The following is a 17204-nucleotide window of genomic DNA, read 5'->3' on the forward strand; positions in this document are numbered from 1 at the left end:
CGATGCGGCCACCTGCGCGAACCTGCGTCGTTTCGCTTGCTCGGCGCACCCCGGTTGCTCAGGCGGTCGTGCGATGCATCACGCCCAGTTCCACCGCGTTGTCGGCGCCGATCGTTCGCCCCTCGTTCGACCGGTTCGACGGGCCCGACGTGCTCGCGGCAAACGGCAGGCATCCCGCGATGATGAGCAGTGCGCCCAACGCGTTCTCCGCGAAGCTCTTGCCGCCGGCGGACCAATCGCCTTTACCCTCCACGGCGTGATTGACCACGGCGGTGGCGGCATAAAGGGAGAGGAACAGGCTGAGACGCGCGATTCCCGCGCCGGCCGCCTTGTCCCCGAGCTGCCTGGCCGTGCTGGTTGCGGAGGTGTCGATCTTGCCCCAGCTCAGGCGCAGCGTCTTCAGTTCATCGAGCGCCTTGCCCGTGAAGCCGTGCGTCGCGATTTCCGAGGCCACGCGTCCCCCGATCGCATCCAGCCCCTCGCCGGCGGCATTCGCCGCCGAATAGCCGAACAGGCCTTTGATCGCTGCGTTGCTCTTCGTGTGGTGAATGAGGCTGTCGACGTAGGACGGGGCCGACCATTGCGAGCTGCTCTGCGCGGTGTTCACGGCGAGCTGGTTTCCGAAATACGGAGCGTCGTTGAGCAGCTGACCTCTGACGGGGTGCTCGTAGCCTGCGTCGTGATTGCCTTCGAGCGGGCGGAACACGTTGATCACGTCGCGCGCCAGGTATGCGTACGATTTGATCGCGCTAGGCAGTATGCTGGAGAGCTGCCCAAGGTGCCCGTTGCCCTCGTCGTTCTTGCCGGTATAGGCTGCGGTGGCCACTGTTGCTATCAGCGCGAAGATCTGCGCACCGTGGCCCGCGTAGGTCTTGTTGTCCGCGGCGCCGGTGTGATACTTGTGCAACATCGCGGCCAGGTTGCCCATCGCGGCCGCCGTGAACAGCGTGGCCGTAATGGCGCCGCGTGTTTCGGGCCCGGCACCGGTCTTGTCGAGGACTGCTTCGGCAGCCATCGAGCACAACTCCCGGAAGAGCGTGGCGCCGCCGGTTGCGACGAATTCATGACTGAACGCGTTGACGAGGTTGGCCGTCCACCCTTTGAGCGGTTGCGCGGCGCCGTAGGGGTTCCGGGTCAGCATGTCGCCGACGTTCGAGATGAACGACTGGATCTGTCCCGGCCGGGACAGCGCGGCCGACAGGTTGTTGGTGATCGAGGCGGCCGATGCCGGACGTGTGCCCTCGGTCTCCGCGCCCGAGATCTCCGTGGGCACCGATGTCGCGGCGGCGGCCAGCGTGCGGGTTTCCGGTGCTACCCGGGACGACGCGCTCGGAACGGTTGCTTCGGGCGGGCTTTCGGAATCCTGACTGTTGACGTCGTGCGCGACGACGTGAGGCGCCGAGAAGCTGGCCGGCTTCGGGGAGAGGGCGCTCCGGGACGCCGTGTCGTGCGCCTTGGGCAACGAAGGTGTGTCGGGCAGGCGCGACGATGAGGCTTCCGCGTGGGAAGGCGTCGTGAAAGTGTTTTTTGTCGGCATCGGTTCGTCTTGCGGTGGCGCGGCGCTCGTCGTTGCCTTTTCTTCGAGCGCGGGCGCCTCTTTCGGGAGCGGCACCGGGCTGGCCGCGCGCGACGTGTCGGGAGTCGATTCCGCCTCGCTCGTCGTCGCGGCTGTCAGCCCCGTGGCCGCGTTCTCGTGCGGCAACGGGCTGCCCGAACGCGACGTGGCCGGTTGCTTGTCGGGAGTTTTCGTTTCCACGGTCTCCTGATGTCGAACGGGCGCCGCACTGTCGTGCTGCGATGCAGGCGTGCGTGGCCGCGGCTCCTCGTGTACGGGCACTTCTTCGCTCGACTCCCCGCCGCCCGACAAGTTGAGCACCGGTATCGCCTCGTCCGCCAGGGCTGCACGTTGAGCGCCCAGCTTGCCCGAACCGGGCAGCGACCGTGAGCCGCCTTGGCGGCCGATCGCGGAGCCTGACGACGATGCGCGCGTAGGCAGCGAGCTGCGCCTGACCGGCATCGGCGCCGGCAGCGGCGGCGATGGGAGCTGCTGTACCGTCCCGGCCGGTTGCGATGTCGTCGAAAGCGGGCCCGGCTGCGCCGGTGCATGGTTGCCGGTGTGCGCCGGAAGGGCGGGCGCATTGCCCAGAGCGCCGAGCAATGCGCCGCCGGAGGGGCGCGGGCCGGTCATCGATGCGCTTCGTTGGCGCGGGGCCGGCGCGGGCTGCGCGTTGTCGCGCGGGAGGTCGAGCGATGATGACCGTACTTGCGTGCTGTTTCTGATCGTCATGACGTTTCCTTTCGGTTGATTTCGATCGTTCGACGTCGCCTCGCGACAAAGGCCCTGATGGACTTTCGCGCTGCCTCATCGCGTCCAGGTGGTCGACGTGTCTCGCCCGTCGATTCCGTCTTCGCGCTTTGCGAACGTGGGTTCTCGTGTTGGAAAGGTAAAACGACATAACGGTGGCAGCCTGCCGATTCCGAAGTGGCGTGCAAAAAAGCGCACGTCGATGCCGGCGCGGTGCTGCGAGTGCGGACCCATCTGCGCACTTCATCGCATTTGCCGCATGCGCGCTTCGCAATTTCGCTCGCCGCGTCGCGTCGCTTGCGTGGCGCAATGCCGTGGAGCATAAGCTTGGGCTTGCATTCCTCGATATCGCTCCGCGTGAGTGGGATGCGGGGACCGTACCGCACCGACATCGAGCGATGTTGCCGGCGACGGAAATCGTCATGTCACTCAAGGAGTTCTCCATGAGCAAGTTAGGAATTCAACCGGGGCTCGTCCAGTCCACTATCGCGAAATTCGAGAAAGGGACGAAGAACGGTGCGACCGACGGCGCGCAAAAGCAAGCGCCCGCGCGCAGCAAAGGCCAACTGGACGGGCTGTCCAGCTTCAAGGGGGCCGACGGCGCGCCGCCGCCTCCTCCGCCGCCGCGCAACTTCGCGAGCCTGCCGGGGCGCGCGGGGAACGTCGGTGCACAGGTGCTGAGTTCGGCGCTGCATGCCGGAAGCCACTTTCTGCCGCCTGGTATCGCGTCCACCGCGATGCATGCGGCGGGTGACATCGTGCGTCCATCGGCCCTCGGCGCAGGGGACCCCGTGACGCAAATGGCCGCGATGCAAAACGACTTCATGAGGCAGCAAAGCGAGATGACGCGGCTCAACAACGCGAACACGTTGGCGGCCGCCGTCAACCAGCAGTCGCAGGAGCTCACATCGGCGCTGGCGTCGGTGGGTAACAAGGGCGCCAGCAACATTTCGAACGCCGCCAAGGGGCAGTAACGGCTGCGGCGGGCCGCGGCGTTTTCGCGCGCGGCTCGCGAACGCCCCGGTCTGATCGTCCACACGTCCTGCCTGCCTTGTTCCTGCTTCGTCTGCGCTTCGTGCTTGCCCTGGCGCTCGCCATGCGGGACGATTTCTTCATGCAACGTCGCATTCTCGCTTGACGACGTTCGCCGGCAGCCGGGTCTCCCCGGCTACCCCCTCGTCTTACTGCCCGTCATCCGTCAGCTTCATGCGCTCGACGATGTGTTCCACGGAACGCGCGTAGCGGTCGCGCTCGGCAGGTGTCTCCGAATGGTAGGCACCGATCGCCGCCCAGGTATTCCCGTACTTGACCATCATCTTGTGCAGGTGCCACGCAGCCACGTAGACGCTCAGGCATGGGTTCATGAGGTCGTCCGCCGAGACGCCGTAGCGCGACAGCAGCGGAAGGTGAATCGAGTTGATCTGCATCATGCCGTAATCGGTCGAACCGTTCCGGTTGCGATGGAGCGCGTTCGCATTGCCATGCGATTCTTGCCACGCGATCGCGCGCAGCACGACGGGGCTCACCTGCTGATAGGCTGCAGCCGCTGCAAAGCAGTCGGGAGTCTGCGCGCGCACTTCGGCGGGCCGCGCGGACAGAATGGCAAGCGCCAGCACGAGCGCCGGCTTGGGGGTGAATGGTCGCATCATGGATCATCCGGTAAGAGAAGCGGTGCGGGGAATCGCTTCGCACCGACGTGCGAATGAAAACGCCGTCCGACCCACGCGTTTGCGTTTCGTCGGACGGCGTTGGCGAAAAAAGCCGTGGGCCGGCCGTGTTGGCGATCGGCGGTGCAGGCGCTTGGGCGCCGCACACCGCTGCCCTCAGCGGCCCATCGTCTCCGACGGCGCTTCCTGGAACACGCGCCGGTAGCCGTTGACCAGCGTCGAACGATGGCGCACGCCCCACTTGTTCGCGACGTCGAGCACGCGCGTGGCCGGTGCGCCGTCGTCGAGCAGATCGCCGCGAATGCGCTCCATCCGCTGGCGCCGGATCAGCTCGCTCGGCGACAGCCCGAGGTGGTTCTTGAACGCTGCCTGCATCGCGCGCTCGGTCACGCCCACATGCGATGCCACTTCGCGCACCGAAAGGTCCTTTTGGTCGAGGTTGTCCATCAGGTAACGATAGGCGCGGCGGTATTTCGCCGGCAGGCGCGCGCTCACGTCGTCGGAGCGCTGCGCCGTGCGCGACGCCTGCATGTGATCGGCCGCGGCGGCGGGCATCGACATGCTGTCCGCGCGCACGTGCTGAATCGACGCGAGCGCGTAGCGGCCGTAGAACTGCGCGAATTCCTGCGTGCGCATCTGCTGCTGCATGATCTTCGCGCGGCAGTAGAGGTAGTCGAGGTACCAGCGCGCATGCTGGCTGCCTTGCGAATTCGCCGCGCCGGACGCATCGAGCATCGCTTCGGCCAACGGCGTCGCGTGGCCGGCGATCGCGGCCAGCGTGATTTCCAGACACAGGCTGCGGTGGTAATCGTTGAGGCCGGCCTGGCGGCTCCAGCTCACGTATTGCTTGAGCGTTTCGCCCGCGCTCGTCCGGCCGTCGGCCAGCGAAACGAGCCGGCTCAGGTGCGAGAGTCGCTCGGCCAGCAGCGGCAGCACGGTCCCGGCGGGCTGCGAGCCGGGTACCGGTGCCTCGCTCGGCTCGAACTCCGCGATGGCCGAGCGCCAGTAGATGTGGTCGGCGAGCCGCTCCGCACCGTGCAGTTCGTGCTGCGCGAAGAGGTCCCGCCGCAGCGCGTCCACGAGGTAGCTCCAACGGCGATCGCCATGCGTTGCCGCCAGAGCGGCCAGCTCGCCGAGGCGATGGCACGCTGCCTGGATCAAGCCCAGATGAAACGAAACGAGCGTCGCACCGAGGAGGCTGTCGAGACGTTGGCGCGGCGTGGCCGCCTTTTCCTCGCCGACGCGCTTGAAGCAACTGAGCGCGACGTTGAACTGGTTGCGGAACAAGGCTTGCCAGCCGGTATTGCGGCACGACGCGATACGCAGACCGTCGCGATGGGCGCGAATGGCTTTTTGCGCGCGGCGATACGTTTCCTCCGCTTCTTCATGGCGGCCGAGCATCAGCTCGAGGTCGGCGCAGACTTGCAGCTGTGCGTAGCCGGGCTGAGCTTGCGCCGTGTCGGTATCGGCATGGCGTGCGGCGTGGCGGACAGCGTCGAGAAACTGGCCGTGGAGCATTTTCGAGGCGACGTCCGCGGGGGTGTCGTCGAAAGCGAGGGCCGAGGCGGCGGCGAAGTAGATCGTTGAGAACATGTCGTGCTCCTGACTCAATGAGCGATGCGTTAAGCGGCGTGAAACGATTCGTGAAGCCGTGAGCGCATGTTTTCATCGCGGGCCGATTCAGGCGCGTGTTTGTGATGGTTTGTTACCTTCGATTCGGTATCGGCATGTGCCGGATAGGGCGGTGCCGCGGTGGACTTTCACGCACGAGCGGGAGGCCTGCGTCGCGGCTTTTTGATGATTTGTTACGTTTGCCGCCGCCGTGCGCCGTTTGGCGCGGTGCACGCCGAGCCTGTCCGGATCTTCGTGTGTGACGCATGAACCGACGGCCAGGGGGCCGCTTCATGCCACGCAAACTCGAGTCGCTGCACATGCAGCCTCGGAAGATGATCACGGCGCGGCCACTTCCCGTCGGATGAGGCGGCGCTCAAGCTGATCTGGCCGCCGCTGCGCAACGTCTTGGTCAATGGACCGGTTCCCCGCACGATTGGAGCGCGCCGTGAATCAGTTCGCGCTTGTTTATTCAGAAAGATTAAACAATGGAATCTGAATATCAATCCGCCTGACGCACGGAATTCCGAATACCTCCTGTACGGCACCCAATTGGCGGCTTGCCCGCGAACGGCGCCATAGCACACGTTTGTATCTGCCATATTTCCAGGGCGGCCATTCCGCGATTCGCGCCTAAACGTCCAAAAAAAATTCCGCGGCTGCCACAGCGCCATGCTGGGCGGGGCTTGCGACGCGAAGGCGACGTTCTCTCGCCAGTGCCTGTATCATCCATGCCGGCCGAGACAGGATGATTTTCCAGGATTATTTTTTTACTTAAAGGTGCGGTGTACGTTGTCGTAAACACCCATTGAGCTGTAGTGCTATCCTTACGCGGCGTTACGGTTTTCTTACACAATTTCTTTCGAATTCCTGACGCCTTTCGGTGCTGCTTTTCGGGCGGCCATTGGCGTGGTTCAAGTAGATTGAAAAGAACGTGGCAACAAGAAAAATAGAGCTTCCGGTGCATCCGAGGTGCATGAGCGACAAGAGGTGGAACCGGGCGAGGGCGAATGTCTGGATAGCGGCGATGCCGCCGGCAATTCGGGCGCTGCTGTGCGGCGTCTGGTTCGCCTGCACGGTCGCGCACGCTTCCGATCAGCAAGTGATCGTCGACGGCGGGCAGCGCCTGGGCGGCGTCGTGCGCACGGGCGGCCACGACGTTCCGTTGCTGCGCGCGCTCGAGCAGATCATGCCGACGAGTTACAGCATCAATGTGCCGAACGCGGGCGCTTGGGCCGACGCGCCGGTGAGCTGGCGCGCCGGCTCGTCGGTCGCGCACGCGCTCGGCGAGGTGCTGTCGGTCGATCCCGCGCTGCAGGCGCGCATCGATACGGATATGCGCTTGCTCACGGTGACTGCGCATGCACGGCGCGCAAACGTTGACGCGCCGCGGCCTGCCTCGCAGGCGGCCGGCGCGGCGTCACGGATGAACGGTGCCGCCATGAATGCGTCTTCCACGTTGCCCACGGGCGCGACGGCGATGGCGCCCGCGGCGGGGCCTGCCATTGCACAGGCGCAGACCGTGGCGCAGGCGCGCGTTTCGACGTCGACGCCTGCAGCACCGGCATCGGCTCGCATACCGGCGGCAGCACCGGCGGTCGTGCCCGTGGCGGCACCGGCACCGGCACCGGCACCGGCACCGGCACCAGCACCAGCACCAGCACCAGCACCCGCACCCGCTCCGGTGACGTCGCCCGCACCGGCAGCCGGGCCGGCGATGCCGGCATCGGTGCCGACACTTGTTTCAGCACCGCCGCGAGCGCAGGTGCCCGCGCCCGCAAAGCGTGACGCCATCGAGCCCCCGCTGCTCGCCGCCATGCAGCCGGCGTCCGGCCCGGACTCGCCGGCCGCATCGTGGGCGCCCGTCGCGACGCCGGCGTTCGCGCCCGCGGTGGCGCCCGAGCGCACGGAGTGGCAGATGCGCCTGTCGGACGGCTCCGTGCGCAATGCGCTCGCGCGCTGGGCGAGCGAAGCCGGCTGGCAATTCATTTGGGACGTGCCGACCGATTTTCAGGTCGACGCGACGGCCACGATACACGGCACGCTCGCCGAAGCGCTGCGTCAGGTGACCAATGCGCTCGCCGGCGCGCAGGTGCCGATTCAGGTGGTCTTGTACCAGCGCAACCGCGTCATGCGCGTCGTTCCCAAAGGAGCAAGTTGATGAGCGTCCTCCGTCGTCCTTTCGTCATCCTTGCCGCCTGCCTCTCGCTGCTCGCGGGGTGCACCGGCCTCCTGGACAAGATCGAGCGCAGCTCGCAGGCCGATACCGCGCGTGCGGGGCAATTGCTCGGCAAGCTGTCGAACGGCGACAACCGCGCGGTGCCGGGCAGTGACGACGTCATCGTCAAGGACGAACTCTGGCTTTCGGGCAAGACGATCAAGATCGCCGCGAAATCGACGCTGCCGAAGCTCTTCGACGAGCCGGCGAGCTTCGACGGCACGGTCGATTCGCTGCGCATGTTCGCCGATCGGATTTCGCGCCTCGCGCACCTGCCGGCCAAGGTCGCGCCGGGCACGAGCGAAGCGGCCGCGCGCGCGACGCAGACCGCGGTCGATACGGGCGGCGCCGGAGCCTATCCCGGCGTGCCGCCGCTGCCACCGGGCCTGCTGCAGGGGCCCGCGCCGAGCACGAGCGCCGCGACGGTGGCCGCGCGCGTGCCGAACGTATCGTCGCCCGTACGCATCGCGTATTCGCGCGGCACGCTGCGCGGGCTGCTCGACACGGCGTCGGCCCGCTTCGGCGTCTACTGGAAGTACGAGGACGGCGCGATCGTCTTCTTCTACACGGCCACGCGCGTCTATCAGGTGGTCGCCATTCCGGGCGACTCGAGGCTGGATACGAACGTCGTGAGCGGTGCGAGCAACAGCGGCGGCGCGTCGGGCAACGGCGCGGGGGCCGCGGGTGGATCGGGCGCCGGTGGCGCGGGCATCGGCGGCGGAGGCGGCGGGGCGTCCGGTTCGCCGTCGGTGTCGTCGGACAACACCGCGAACATCACGATGAACGCGCAACTCTCGGTGTACAACGGCTTGCAGACGGCGATCAAGGCGATGCTCTCTCCGGCAGGCTCGGTCATCACCTCGCCCGCCACGGGCTCGATCTCGGTAACCGATACGCCCGACGTGCTCGAACGCGTGGGCGAGTTCATGGAGCAGCAGAACCGCGTGCTCGCGCGGCAGGTGCTCGTCAACGTGACGGTGCTCTCGGTCACGCTTTCCGCGCAGGACAGCTACGGCATCAACTGGCACGCGGTCTATCAGGCGCTCGGCACGCAGTTCGGCATCACCACCGCGTTCACGAGCATGATCCAGAACCCGAGCGAGCTCTCGGCCACGGTGATCACACCGTCGAGCCGCGCCTCGAGCACGACGGCCATCATCGATGCGCTTTCGACGCAGGGTACGGTGCACCGCAAGACCTCGGCCTCGATCACGACGCTCAACGATCAGCCCGTTCCCGTGCAGGTGGCCGAGCAGCAAGGCTATCTCGCGCAGATCTCGACGACCAACACCGTCAACATCGGCAGCCAGACTTCGCTCACGCCGGGCACGATCACGACCGGCTTCAACCTCACGGTGCTGCCGCACATCCTCGACGACGGCACGATCATGATGCAGTTCTACAGCAACATTTCGTCGCTCGTGAACCTTGCGCCGTTCGGCCCGGCGAACCAGCAGATCCAGCTGCCGACCGTCGACACGCGCAACTTCCTGCAGCGCATCGCCGTGAAGTCGGGGCAAACGCTCGTCATCAGCGGCTACGAGGGCATCACCGATCAGGATAACCGGCAAGGCGTCGGCCATCCGTCGAACTACGCGATGGGCGGATTCAACGCGTCGGGCACGCGCGAGGTGATCGTCATCCTGCTGTCGCCGATCGCGATCAACGGCGCTTGACGCGCGCTCGGGCACAGGATCCGTCATGGCGACGCAAGTCATCCAGATCGGCCGTCAGCGTTTCATATGCGGCCTTTTCTGGCAATCGCTCTCGCGCCGGCACGCGCTGCGCGCGGAGGCCGTGGAACTCGCCGCGCGCCTGAATTTCGACGCGATGGTGCTGCGTATCGACCGCACCTTCGCGGGTGTGGGTTTCGCGAGCACGCGCGAGGGCGCGCAACTGGGCTTGCCGTCGCTCGGCGCGCTCGTGTCGAAGACGATCGCGGCCGAAGGCGCGTTTTACGACGGGCGCCAGCAGCCGGCGCCCAACTGGCTCGGTGCGTTTCATCTGCCCGACGGGCGCTGGGCCTACTTCGCCGTGCGCGACGGCGCGTTCCTGCCGAACGGCGACTGGATCGGTTCGAGCGAAGACGTGTTCGAGCGGCTGCACGGCGATTACAGCCTCGGCGGCTGGAACGTCGTCATCGGCGATCCGCAGCTGGAAGTGCAGGGGTTCCACAACTTCTACGCGCGGCGCATCGAGGACATGATCCCGCGCCGGGGCGGCAAGCCGCATTTGCCGCGCTGGCTCAATCTGTCGCGTGTCTCGCGGCGCGCACCGCGGCGCGAGGTGCTGCTGGTCGCCGGCGCGATCGTGGTGGCGGCCGCGGTGGCGGCCGGCATCGTCGCGTACCGGCGCCACCGTATGGAACTCGAGCGGCAGCAGGCGTTCGAGCGGATGCGCGCGGAACTCGCGCTGCATCCGCCCAAGCCCGTGGCGCCGCCCGAAGCCGCGCACCCATGGGCCGGCGCGCCGCGGCCCGATGCGTTCGTTCGCGCGTGCCTCGATCACTTCACGCATATCGCGCCGGGCGGCTGGGAACTCGACGACTACGTTTGCCGCGCGTCGAACGTCAGCTACAGCTGGTCGCGGGGCGGATCGAACGTGGCGATGCTGATGGCGGCGGAGCCGCGCGCGACGATCGACGGCAACGGCGAGCATGCGAGCTACGTGGAGCCGCTGGCCTTGCCCGCAGGGGGAGACGAAGTGCTCGATGGCGTGCACGGCGTGCGCTTGCGCATGCTTTCCGCCTTCCAGTTGCTGGGCATCGGCCTGACGTTCACGCTGCAACCGGCAAGCGCGCCGCAGCGCGGCCTCGCTTCGCAAACGCTGGACCGGCTGCATCCGGGCGGCGGCCCGCCCCCGGCGCCGAGCTGGCAGACCTGGCGCATGTCGGCGCAACTGGGCGACGTGCGGCCCGACAGCCTCGTCAGGTACCTCGACGAGCCGGGCGTGCGCGTCGAGACGCTTTCATACAAATCCGGGCAGTGGACGCTCGACGGAGTGCTCTATGAGAAATGACGATGCATTGACTGTGCTGGTGCTCGCCTGCTGCTGGGCGTGGCCGTTGGCCGCGTTCGGCGAGGCCAGCGCCACGGCCGCCGCAGCCACCACGGCCGCCGCGCCCGCTGAAGCGGCGCCGCGCATGAACGTCGTTCCGACACCGGCCGCCGTGCAGGCAGCCAACGAACTGATGCGGCTACAGGAGGAAACGATGATCCTCAAAGCGCAGCTGAAAAAGCTCGATGCGCAGGCGCAGGTGGCGGAGCGGCAAGAAGCGCTGCACCGGATGGGCAGTACCGTCTCGTCGTATTCGGACGTGTCGCTCGTGGCGACACAAGGGCTCGGCAAGAAGCTCGGCGCAACCGTGGCGACGAGCGACGGCGCGGAGTTCGACGTCGGGCCCGGCGATACGCTGCCCAACGGCATGCGCGTGGCGGCCATTCGCCCGGGTGCGATCGTCCTCGCATCGCAAGACGGACGGCGCACGACGCTGACCGTCTCCGCGAGCGTGCGGCAGCAGCCCGCGCGCAACGTGGCGTCGACAGGCTCGCCCGGCGTGCCGCCGATACCGACGCTGCCTGCGTTGCCGATGCCTGCGAGGTGACGCCATGAGTTCGTCTCCCACACCGCCGGGCAAGACGCCCACGAGCGTGACGCCGCTGATTCTCTCGCGCGCCGTGAAGCCGATCGAAACCGATCCGTCTGTTGCGCAGGCTCAGCCCGCGGCCCCGGCCGCGCCGGCTCTCGCGCCGGTTGCTCGGCCACGCGAGCCGGTGCTGAGCGCCGTGGCCGCGGCCGCCGCCGCTTCGGTGCGGCCCGCGCAAACGGCGTCGCAAAGCCAGCCGCCGGGGCAGGCGCTGCCGCTCGCCGCGGTGGCGCGCCCGCTTTCGGACAGCGGCGAGTTCGCCGCGAGCGACGAGGAGCGCAAGTTTCTCTGTCTGCTCGACGACGGCACGCTGCTCGTTGCCGAAGGGCACGAAATGAATCCGTTCGTGCTGTCGTACTGCGCGAGGCTCGAACGGCTCAATTGCCGCTATACGACGCGGCTCGTGACGCTCGATGCGATCAGGCGCAGCTATCAGGGCCCGCGCCGCGACGGTAGTGCCGAGCGCATCGATCACACGCAGATGCAGGCCGTCGCGAAGAACCTGATCGCGCGGGCGTGCGACGAGCGTGCGTCGGATATCCATATCCGTGTGAACCGCTTCAGCACGGAGATTCTTTTTCGCATCCACAACGAACTCGTGCGCATGTCGGAGCAGACGCGCGAGTATGGCGAGCGGCTGCTCGCCACGCTTTACGCGGCGATGTCGAGCGTATCGGACAACACCTACAAGCCGAACGAACGCCAGGACGCGGCCATCGGCGATCGCGACAAGCTGCCGGACCGGCTTTTCGGCGTGCGGATCGCGACGGCGCCCACGAGCGTCGGCAGCGTCATGGTGCTGCGGCTGCTCTACAACGATGCGGGCGAGGCGACGGCCCTGACCGAGCTCGGCTTCACGGTGGCGCAGGCGAACGCGTTCGAGCTGCTCGCGCAGCAGCCGCACGGCATGAACATCATCAGCGGCCCGACCGGCTCGGGCAAATCCACGACGTTGCAGCGCGTGCTGACGAGGCAACTGCGCGAGATGGCCGGCTCGATCCACGTCATCACCGTGGAAGACCCGGTGGAGTACCCGATCGAGGGCGCCGTGCAGACGCCCGTCGTCAACGCGCCGACGGAAGAGGCGCGCTCGCTCGCGTTCGCCGCCGCGATCGCGAACGCGATGCGGCTCGATCCCGATACGATCATGATCGGCGAAGTGCGCGACCGTGCATCGGCGCAAAGCGCGTTGCGCGCCGCGATGACGGGCCATCAGGTCTGGACGACGGTGCACGCGAACGGCGCGCTCGCGATCGTGGACCGTCTCGTCGATCTCGGCTTGCCGATCGCGATGGTGACGGACGAATCGCTCGTCACGGGACTCATCAGCCAGCGGCTCGTCAAGCTGCTGTGTCCGCACTGCTCGCGCCCGCTGGCCGAGTCGATGGCGCAGCTCGACATGGGGCTCGTCGCGCGCTTGAAGCGGGCCGTCGGCGCGCGGTTCGACGCGGTGCGCGTGGCCGGGCCTGGCTGCCCGCATTGCAAGAACGGCACGGTCGGCCGGACCGTGGTGGCCGAGGTCGTGCGCACCGACGCGACGTTTTGCGAATTGCTGCGCGCCGGGCGCAAGCCCGATGCGCACGCGTACTGGCTCGGCGAGCTCGCGGGGCAGACGGTCGCGCAGCACGCGCTCGAAAAAGTGGCGGCAGGGCTCGTCGATCCGCGCATGGCGGAGCGCGTGGTCGGGCCGTTCATGCAGGGCAGCGGGGGGCGGCCGCAGCCGCTCGGAAGCGGCTATGGCACTTGAGCTCAACCGGCGCTGGGCGCGCCTGCAACTCACGACGCAGGCGCGCCTGCGGCTCTATCGCAAGATCGCGAAAATGCTCGCGAACGGTTTGCCGTTGCTCAAGATTCTCGAGGAGCTCGAATTGCGCGCGTCGCACGAGGGCCGCAAGCCGAACGAGCCGCTGGCATTGACGCTCGCGGACTGGCGCGGCGTCGTGCAAAACGGCGGCATGCTGGCCGAGGCAATGGCGTGGTGGGTGCCGCATACCGAGCAGATGATCGTCATGGCCGGCGAGCAGTCCGGGCGCCTCGAGGCCGCGCTGCTGAACGTGTGCAACGTCGTGCAGTACGGCCGCCGGATCCGGACGGCCATCGTCGGCGGGTTGACCTACCCGTGCGTGATCGTGGCGATGACGATCGGGTACGTGTATCTCTTCGGCAAGCTCGTGATTCCGCGCTTCGCGTCGATCGTGAGCCCGGAGCGCTGGCACGGCGTCGCGAAGTCGCTCTACGAGCTGTCCCGGTTCGTGCAGGGCGGCATGATCTACTGCCTCGTGGTGCTCGCGATCCTCGTCGCGGCGCTCTTGTACTCGATGCCGCGCTGGTCCGGCAACGTGCGGGCCTGGCTCGACCGCTACCCGCCTTACTCGATCTATCGGCTCATTACGGGCTGCGGTTTTCTCGTCGCGCTTTCGTCGCTGCAGGCGGCGGGCTTCACGGTCGAACGCTCGCTCGCGCGGCTGGCCGCCGATGCGACGCCGTGGCTCAGGCAGCGAATCGACGACATGCTGTTCGGCGTGAAGTCGGGGCTCAACGTCGGCGAGGCGATGAAGAACGCCGGCTACCGGTTTCCTTCGGAGGAGATCGTCGACGATCTGTGTGTGTATGCCGAATACAAGGGCTTCGCCGAGGCGCTGCACGCGATCGCCAACGAATGGATGACCGACGGCGTGGAGACGATCGAGGCGCAGATGCGCGTGGTCAACGGCGCGGCGATCGTGGTGCTCGCGCTCGTGCTGTCGTGGCTCATCAGCGGCTTCTTCGGAATTCAGCAGGAAATTGCGGCTTTGGCCCGGAGTGTGCATTGAGCCTGCCGTGTAATGACGTGCAAGCGCAGTGCAAACGAACGGGTGTTGAAGGTAGGGGGCACGTCTTTCTCGCGTGCCGATTGAGGAAACCAAGGAGAGCAACATGAATGTCAAGACCGTCGCATCGATTCGCGCCCGGGTGGGCAGCCGTGGGGCGCGGCACATGCAGCGTGGCGCCACCCTGCTCGAAGCGATCGCCTATCTCGGGATCGCCGCAATCGTCGTCATCGGCGCGATTGCGCTGCTGCGCGGCGCATTCGGCAGTGCTTCGTCGAATCAGACGGCCGAGCAGGTGACGGCCATCCAGACCGGCGTCAAGAAGCTGTATATGGGGCAGACCAACGGCTACACCGGGCTGACGACGACCGTCGCCATTGCCGCCGGCATCATCCCGACGACGCTCGTCATCGACACCGCGGCAAATACCGTCACCGACGCCTGGGGTGGCGCAGTCACCGTTAACGGCACTGGCACCGGTACATTCACGATCACATTCGATTCCGTGCCGACGGACGTATGCATCAACGCGGCGTCCGCCGGCGGAACCTGGACGGCCGTCTCTATCGGCGGTACGCCGCAAACCGTGCCGGTCACGCCCGCCGCCGCTCAGGCCGCTTGTGCCGGTGGTGCGAAGACCATCGTCTGGACCTCCGCCTGATCGAGGCCAGAGTATCGGCCTTCACTCCGATTGACGCCACGAGCCGCCTGCCATGTTCCTGATCTGGATCGTCGCCGCCTTCGCGATGCTGACCGGTGCCTACGCGCTGCTCGGCGCCGAGGCGGCGCCGGCACCGCTCGCGCCGTCGGCGATGGCGCTCGCGGCGAACATGAGCGCCTACCGGCAGGCCGTGGTGGCCTTCGCGCGCGCCAACCCGTCGTTCGCCGGCAGCGTGCCGGCGGCGAGCGTCGCGCCTTACCTCGGGGCGACCGTACCCGATCCGATGTGGCGGAACTACGTCCAGCCCAATACCGGCTATGCGGGCAGCCTGGTCGTGGTCTATGCGGCGTCGGCGGCGGCCGCGACCGCGGTCGACGGCATCGAGCAGATTGCGCAGGGCTCGGCGCTGGCCGGCGTGGCGCTCGGCGCCAACCTCGTGTCCCCCGGCAACCCGGCCGTGCCGCTGCCGGCCGCACTGGCGAACGCGATCCCGAACGGCATGCCGGTATGGATGGCGCAAGCGTATGACTGAGCGCACCCGTACCCTCGCTCGCATCGGCATGCGGCGCGCCGGCCCCCGTGCGCGGCCGGCGCGCCGCATGTCCGGCTTCACGATGGTGGAGATGCTGGCGGTACTTGCGCTCGCGGCATTGATGATGGCGGGCCTTGTCACGCTCACGAACTCGTCGCTCGACGATACGCGCGCGCAGCAGGCCGCGCTTTATCAGTCGCAGCTGACGGCGGCCGCCACGCGGCTCATTCGGCAGAACTACACGGCGCTCGCGGCCCAGGCCACGACCACCTCGCCGGTGATCGTGAAAATGACCGGCTCGCCGTATCAGCTGTCGACCTACCTGTCGAATGCGTTGAGCGGCACGAACCCGTATGGTCAGACGCCGTGCCTGCTCGTCTACGCGGCCCCGGGCGGCGCCAGCCCGGTGGCGTTGCAGGCGCTGCTCGTCACGGAGGGCGGCCGGACCATTCCCGATCCCGAACTCGGCTACATCGCGGCGAACGCCGGCCCGGGCGGTGGCTCGATCCAGGCGACGAACAATGCGAGCGGCGCGGCCATCGGCGCCTTCGGCACCTGGAAGGTCGATACGCCCAACCCGGCGAATACGTCCTGCACCAACACGAAAACGGGCACGGGACATCTGGCGAGCCTCATCTTCTACGACGGCACGCAGGCGCAGAACGTCGACTATCTGTACCGCGTGGCCGTGCCGGGCAACCCGCAGGCGAACACGATGCAAGTGCCGATCGTGCTCGCGCAGCAGATCGACTACGCCGCCTGCACGCAGCCCGGCGCCATCGCGGCCGACTCTTCGGGCAACGTCCTGAATTGCGATGGAACGCAGCACATGTGGGTGCCGCAGGCGGCCTATCACTGGCGCGAACCGGTGGCCGACGAAGCGGCGCTCGCGGGCGTTGGCGCACATCAGGGCGACGTGCGGCTCACCGCCGCGACGAATCGGGCCTATGCGTACGACGGCGCCGCATGGCAGGCGCTGGCGGTGGACGAAGCGGGCAATCTCGCGCTCGGCAACGCGAACAACGTCGGCGACCCATGCCCGCCCGCGCCGCAGAATGCGGCCATCGCCCCCGCGTCGGCGAGCACGACGCTCGTCTCCACCGATGCGAACGGGCGCGTGCTGTCGTGCCGCGGCGGCAGGTGGCAAACGCAAAGCGAAATCGAGCCGGCGTCATCGCTCACGGGCTGTCAGCTCGTGATGGCCAACCCGAACGGCGCGGGCGATTACTCGGCCTGCACGAGCCAGCCGGCGACGAACTTCCAGTCGGGTGCCTATTCGTACAACGGCAGCAATGGCACGTACTCGTATACGTTCAGGACGACCGTCAACCTCACCAAGCCGGGGATCATCGTCGCGTCCACGTGGGCGCACCTGAACGACGGCATGTGCAACGGGCCCTCCGGCAACCGCGGGCAGCTCTCGCAGAGCATCGACATCACCGACGGCGGCAACCACAACCTCGGGCATACGGAGAGCCAGACGCCGACGCTTCAGGACGATTCGGGCGGGATCAACAACGCGCTGTCCCAGGCGGGCACGCCTGGCACCTACACGATCGTCGTGACGACGAACTGGGCGACGTACGCCGGCATCACGACGCCGTGGGTCAGCAGCTTTTGCGGGGAGTCTGGCCAGACGGTCTGGAACACGCCCGTCGCGGCGGGCTGGACGATCAACTCCTACTACTGAGCGCCCAACCGTGAGCCCGTCGACACCGCACACCTTCGCAGCACCGCCACGCACGGCGCGACCG

General features: G+C 67.4%; 13 protein-coding genes and 1 pseudogene. 11 read left to right on the forward strand and 3 right to left on the reverse strand.

What is annotated here, in order from left to right; genetic code table 11:
• Positions 1-58 precede the first annotated feature (58 nt).
• Positions 59-2188, reverse strand: a complete 2130-nt coding sequence (locus tag KPB06_RS26410; RefSeq protein WP_410469502.1) for a hypothetical protein — start codon at positions 2186-2188, stop codon at positions 59-61.
• Positions 2189-2727: 539 nt separating this feature from the next.
• Here KPB06_RS26410 and KPB06_RS26415 point away from each other — a divergent pair.
• Positions 2728-3279: a hypothetical protein gene (locus KPB06_RS26415; RefSeq protein WP_226094076.1), complete on the forward strand. Its 552-nt coding sequence runs from the start codon at positions 2728-2730 to the stop codon at positions 3277-3279.
• Positions 3280-3486: 207 nt separating this feature from the next.
• Here KPB06_RS26415 and KPB06_RS26420 read toward each other — a convergent pair whose 3' ends face one another.
• Both KPB06_RS26420 and KPB06_RS26425 read right to left on the reverse strand, forming a co-directional pair.
• Positions 3487-3954, reverse strand: a complete 468-nt coding sequence (locus KPB06_RS26420) for a lytic transglycosylase domain-containing protein (protein WP_059582679.1) — start codon at positions 3952-3954, stop codon at positions 3487-3489.
• Between the two features lie 174 nt (positions 3955-4128).
• Positions 4129-5565 (reverse strand): helix-turn-helix transcriptional regulator, encoded by a 1437-nt coding sequence (locus tag KPB06_RS26425; protein WP_059582676.1) that lies wholly within the window; start codon positions 5563-5565, stop codon positions 4129-4131.
• 323 nt (positions 5566-5888) lie between these two features.
• On the opposite strand from KPB06_RS26425, the pseudogene KPB06_RS26430 reads away from it, so the two are divergent.
• The 10 genes and pseudogenes from KPB06_RS26430 to pilV all read left to right on the forward strand — a co-directional run.
• Positions 5889-6082 (forward strand): annotated as a pseudogene (locus KPB06_RS26430) (IS256 family transposase); the annotation flags it as partial.
• Between the two features lie 477 nt (positions 6083-6559).
• Complete coding sequence (locus KPB06_RS26435) at positions 6560-7744, forward strand: TcpQ domain-containing protein (protein ID WP_275905922.1); 1185 nt, start codon at positions 6560-6562, stop codon at positions 7742-7744.
• Complete coding sequence (gene pilN / locus KPB06_RS26440; RefSeq protein ID WP_059639198.1) at positions 7744-9477, forward strand: PilN family type IVB pilus formation outer membrane protein; 1734 nt, start codon at positions 7744-7746, stop codon at positions 9475-9477. Before KPB06_RS26435 ends, pilN begins: the two co-directional genes overlap by 1 nt.
• Positions 9478-9502: 25 nt before the next feature.
• Positions 9503-10819, forward strand: coding sequence for a type 4b pilus protein PilO2 (gene pilO2, locus KPB06_RS26445; protein WP_099317271.1), 1317 nt, complete (start codon positions 9503-9505; stop codon positions 10817-10819).
• A 13-nt stretch (positions 10820-10832) separates the two neighbouring features.
• Positions 10833-11405 (forward strand): type IV pilus biogenesis protein PilP, encoded by a 573-nt coding sequence (pilP, locus tag KPB06_RS26450; protein ID WP_230951182.1) that lies wholly within the window; start codon positions 10833-10835, stop codon positions 11403-11405.
• Positions 11406-11409: 4 nt separating this feature from the next.
• Positions 11410-13194 carry a GspE/PulE family protein gene (locus KPB06_RS26455; protein WP_099317272.1) on the forward strand — a complete coding sequence of 595 codons (1785 nt, stop codon included), beginning with the start codon at positions 11410-11412 and terminating at the stop codon, positions 13192-13194.
• The gene (locus tag KPB06_RS26460) at positions 13184-14260 is read left to right on the forward strand and encodes a type II secretion system F family protein (RefSeq protein WP_059582659.1); all 1077 of its coding nucleotides are present in this window, start codon (positions 13184-13186) and stop codon (positions 14258-14260) included. Before KPB06_RS26455 ends, KPB06_RS26460 begins: the two co-directional genes overlap by 11 nt.
• Positions 14261-14363: 103 nt before the next feature.
• Complete coding sequence (locus KPB06_RS26465; protein ID WP_275905921.1) at positions 14364-14918, forward strand: type 4 pilus major pilin; 555 nt, start codon at positions 14364-14366, stop codon at positions 14916-14918.
• 52 nt (positions 14919-14970) lie between these two features.
• Entirely contained in the window at positions 14971-15450 is a 480-nt protein-coding gene (gene pilM, locus KPB06_RS26470) for a type IV pilus biogenesis protein PilM (protein ID WP_059582652.1), read from the forward strand.
• Positions 15443-17140 carry a shufflon system plasmid conjugative transfer pilus tip adhesin PilV gene (gene pilV / locus KPB06_RS26475; RefSeq protein WP_319001246.1) on the forward strand — a complete coding sequence of 566 codons (1698 nt, stop codon included), beginning with the start codon at positions 15443-15445 and terminating at the stop codon, positions 17138-17140. The genes pilM and pilV overlap by 8 nt, the downstream gene beginning before the upstream one ends.
• Positions 17141-17204 lie beyond the last annotated feature (64 nt).

It is taken from the genome of Burkholderia semiarida (assembly GCF_029268935.1).
GTDB lineage: Bacteria > Pseudomonadota > Gammaproteobacteria > Burkholderiales > Burkholderiaceae > Burkholderia > Burkholderia semiarida.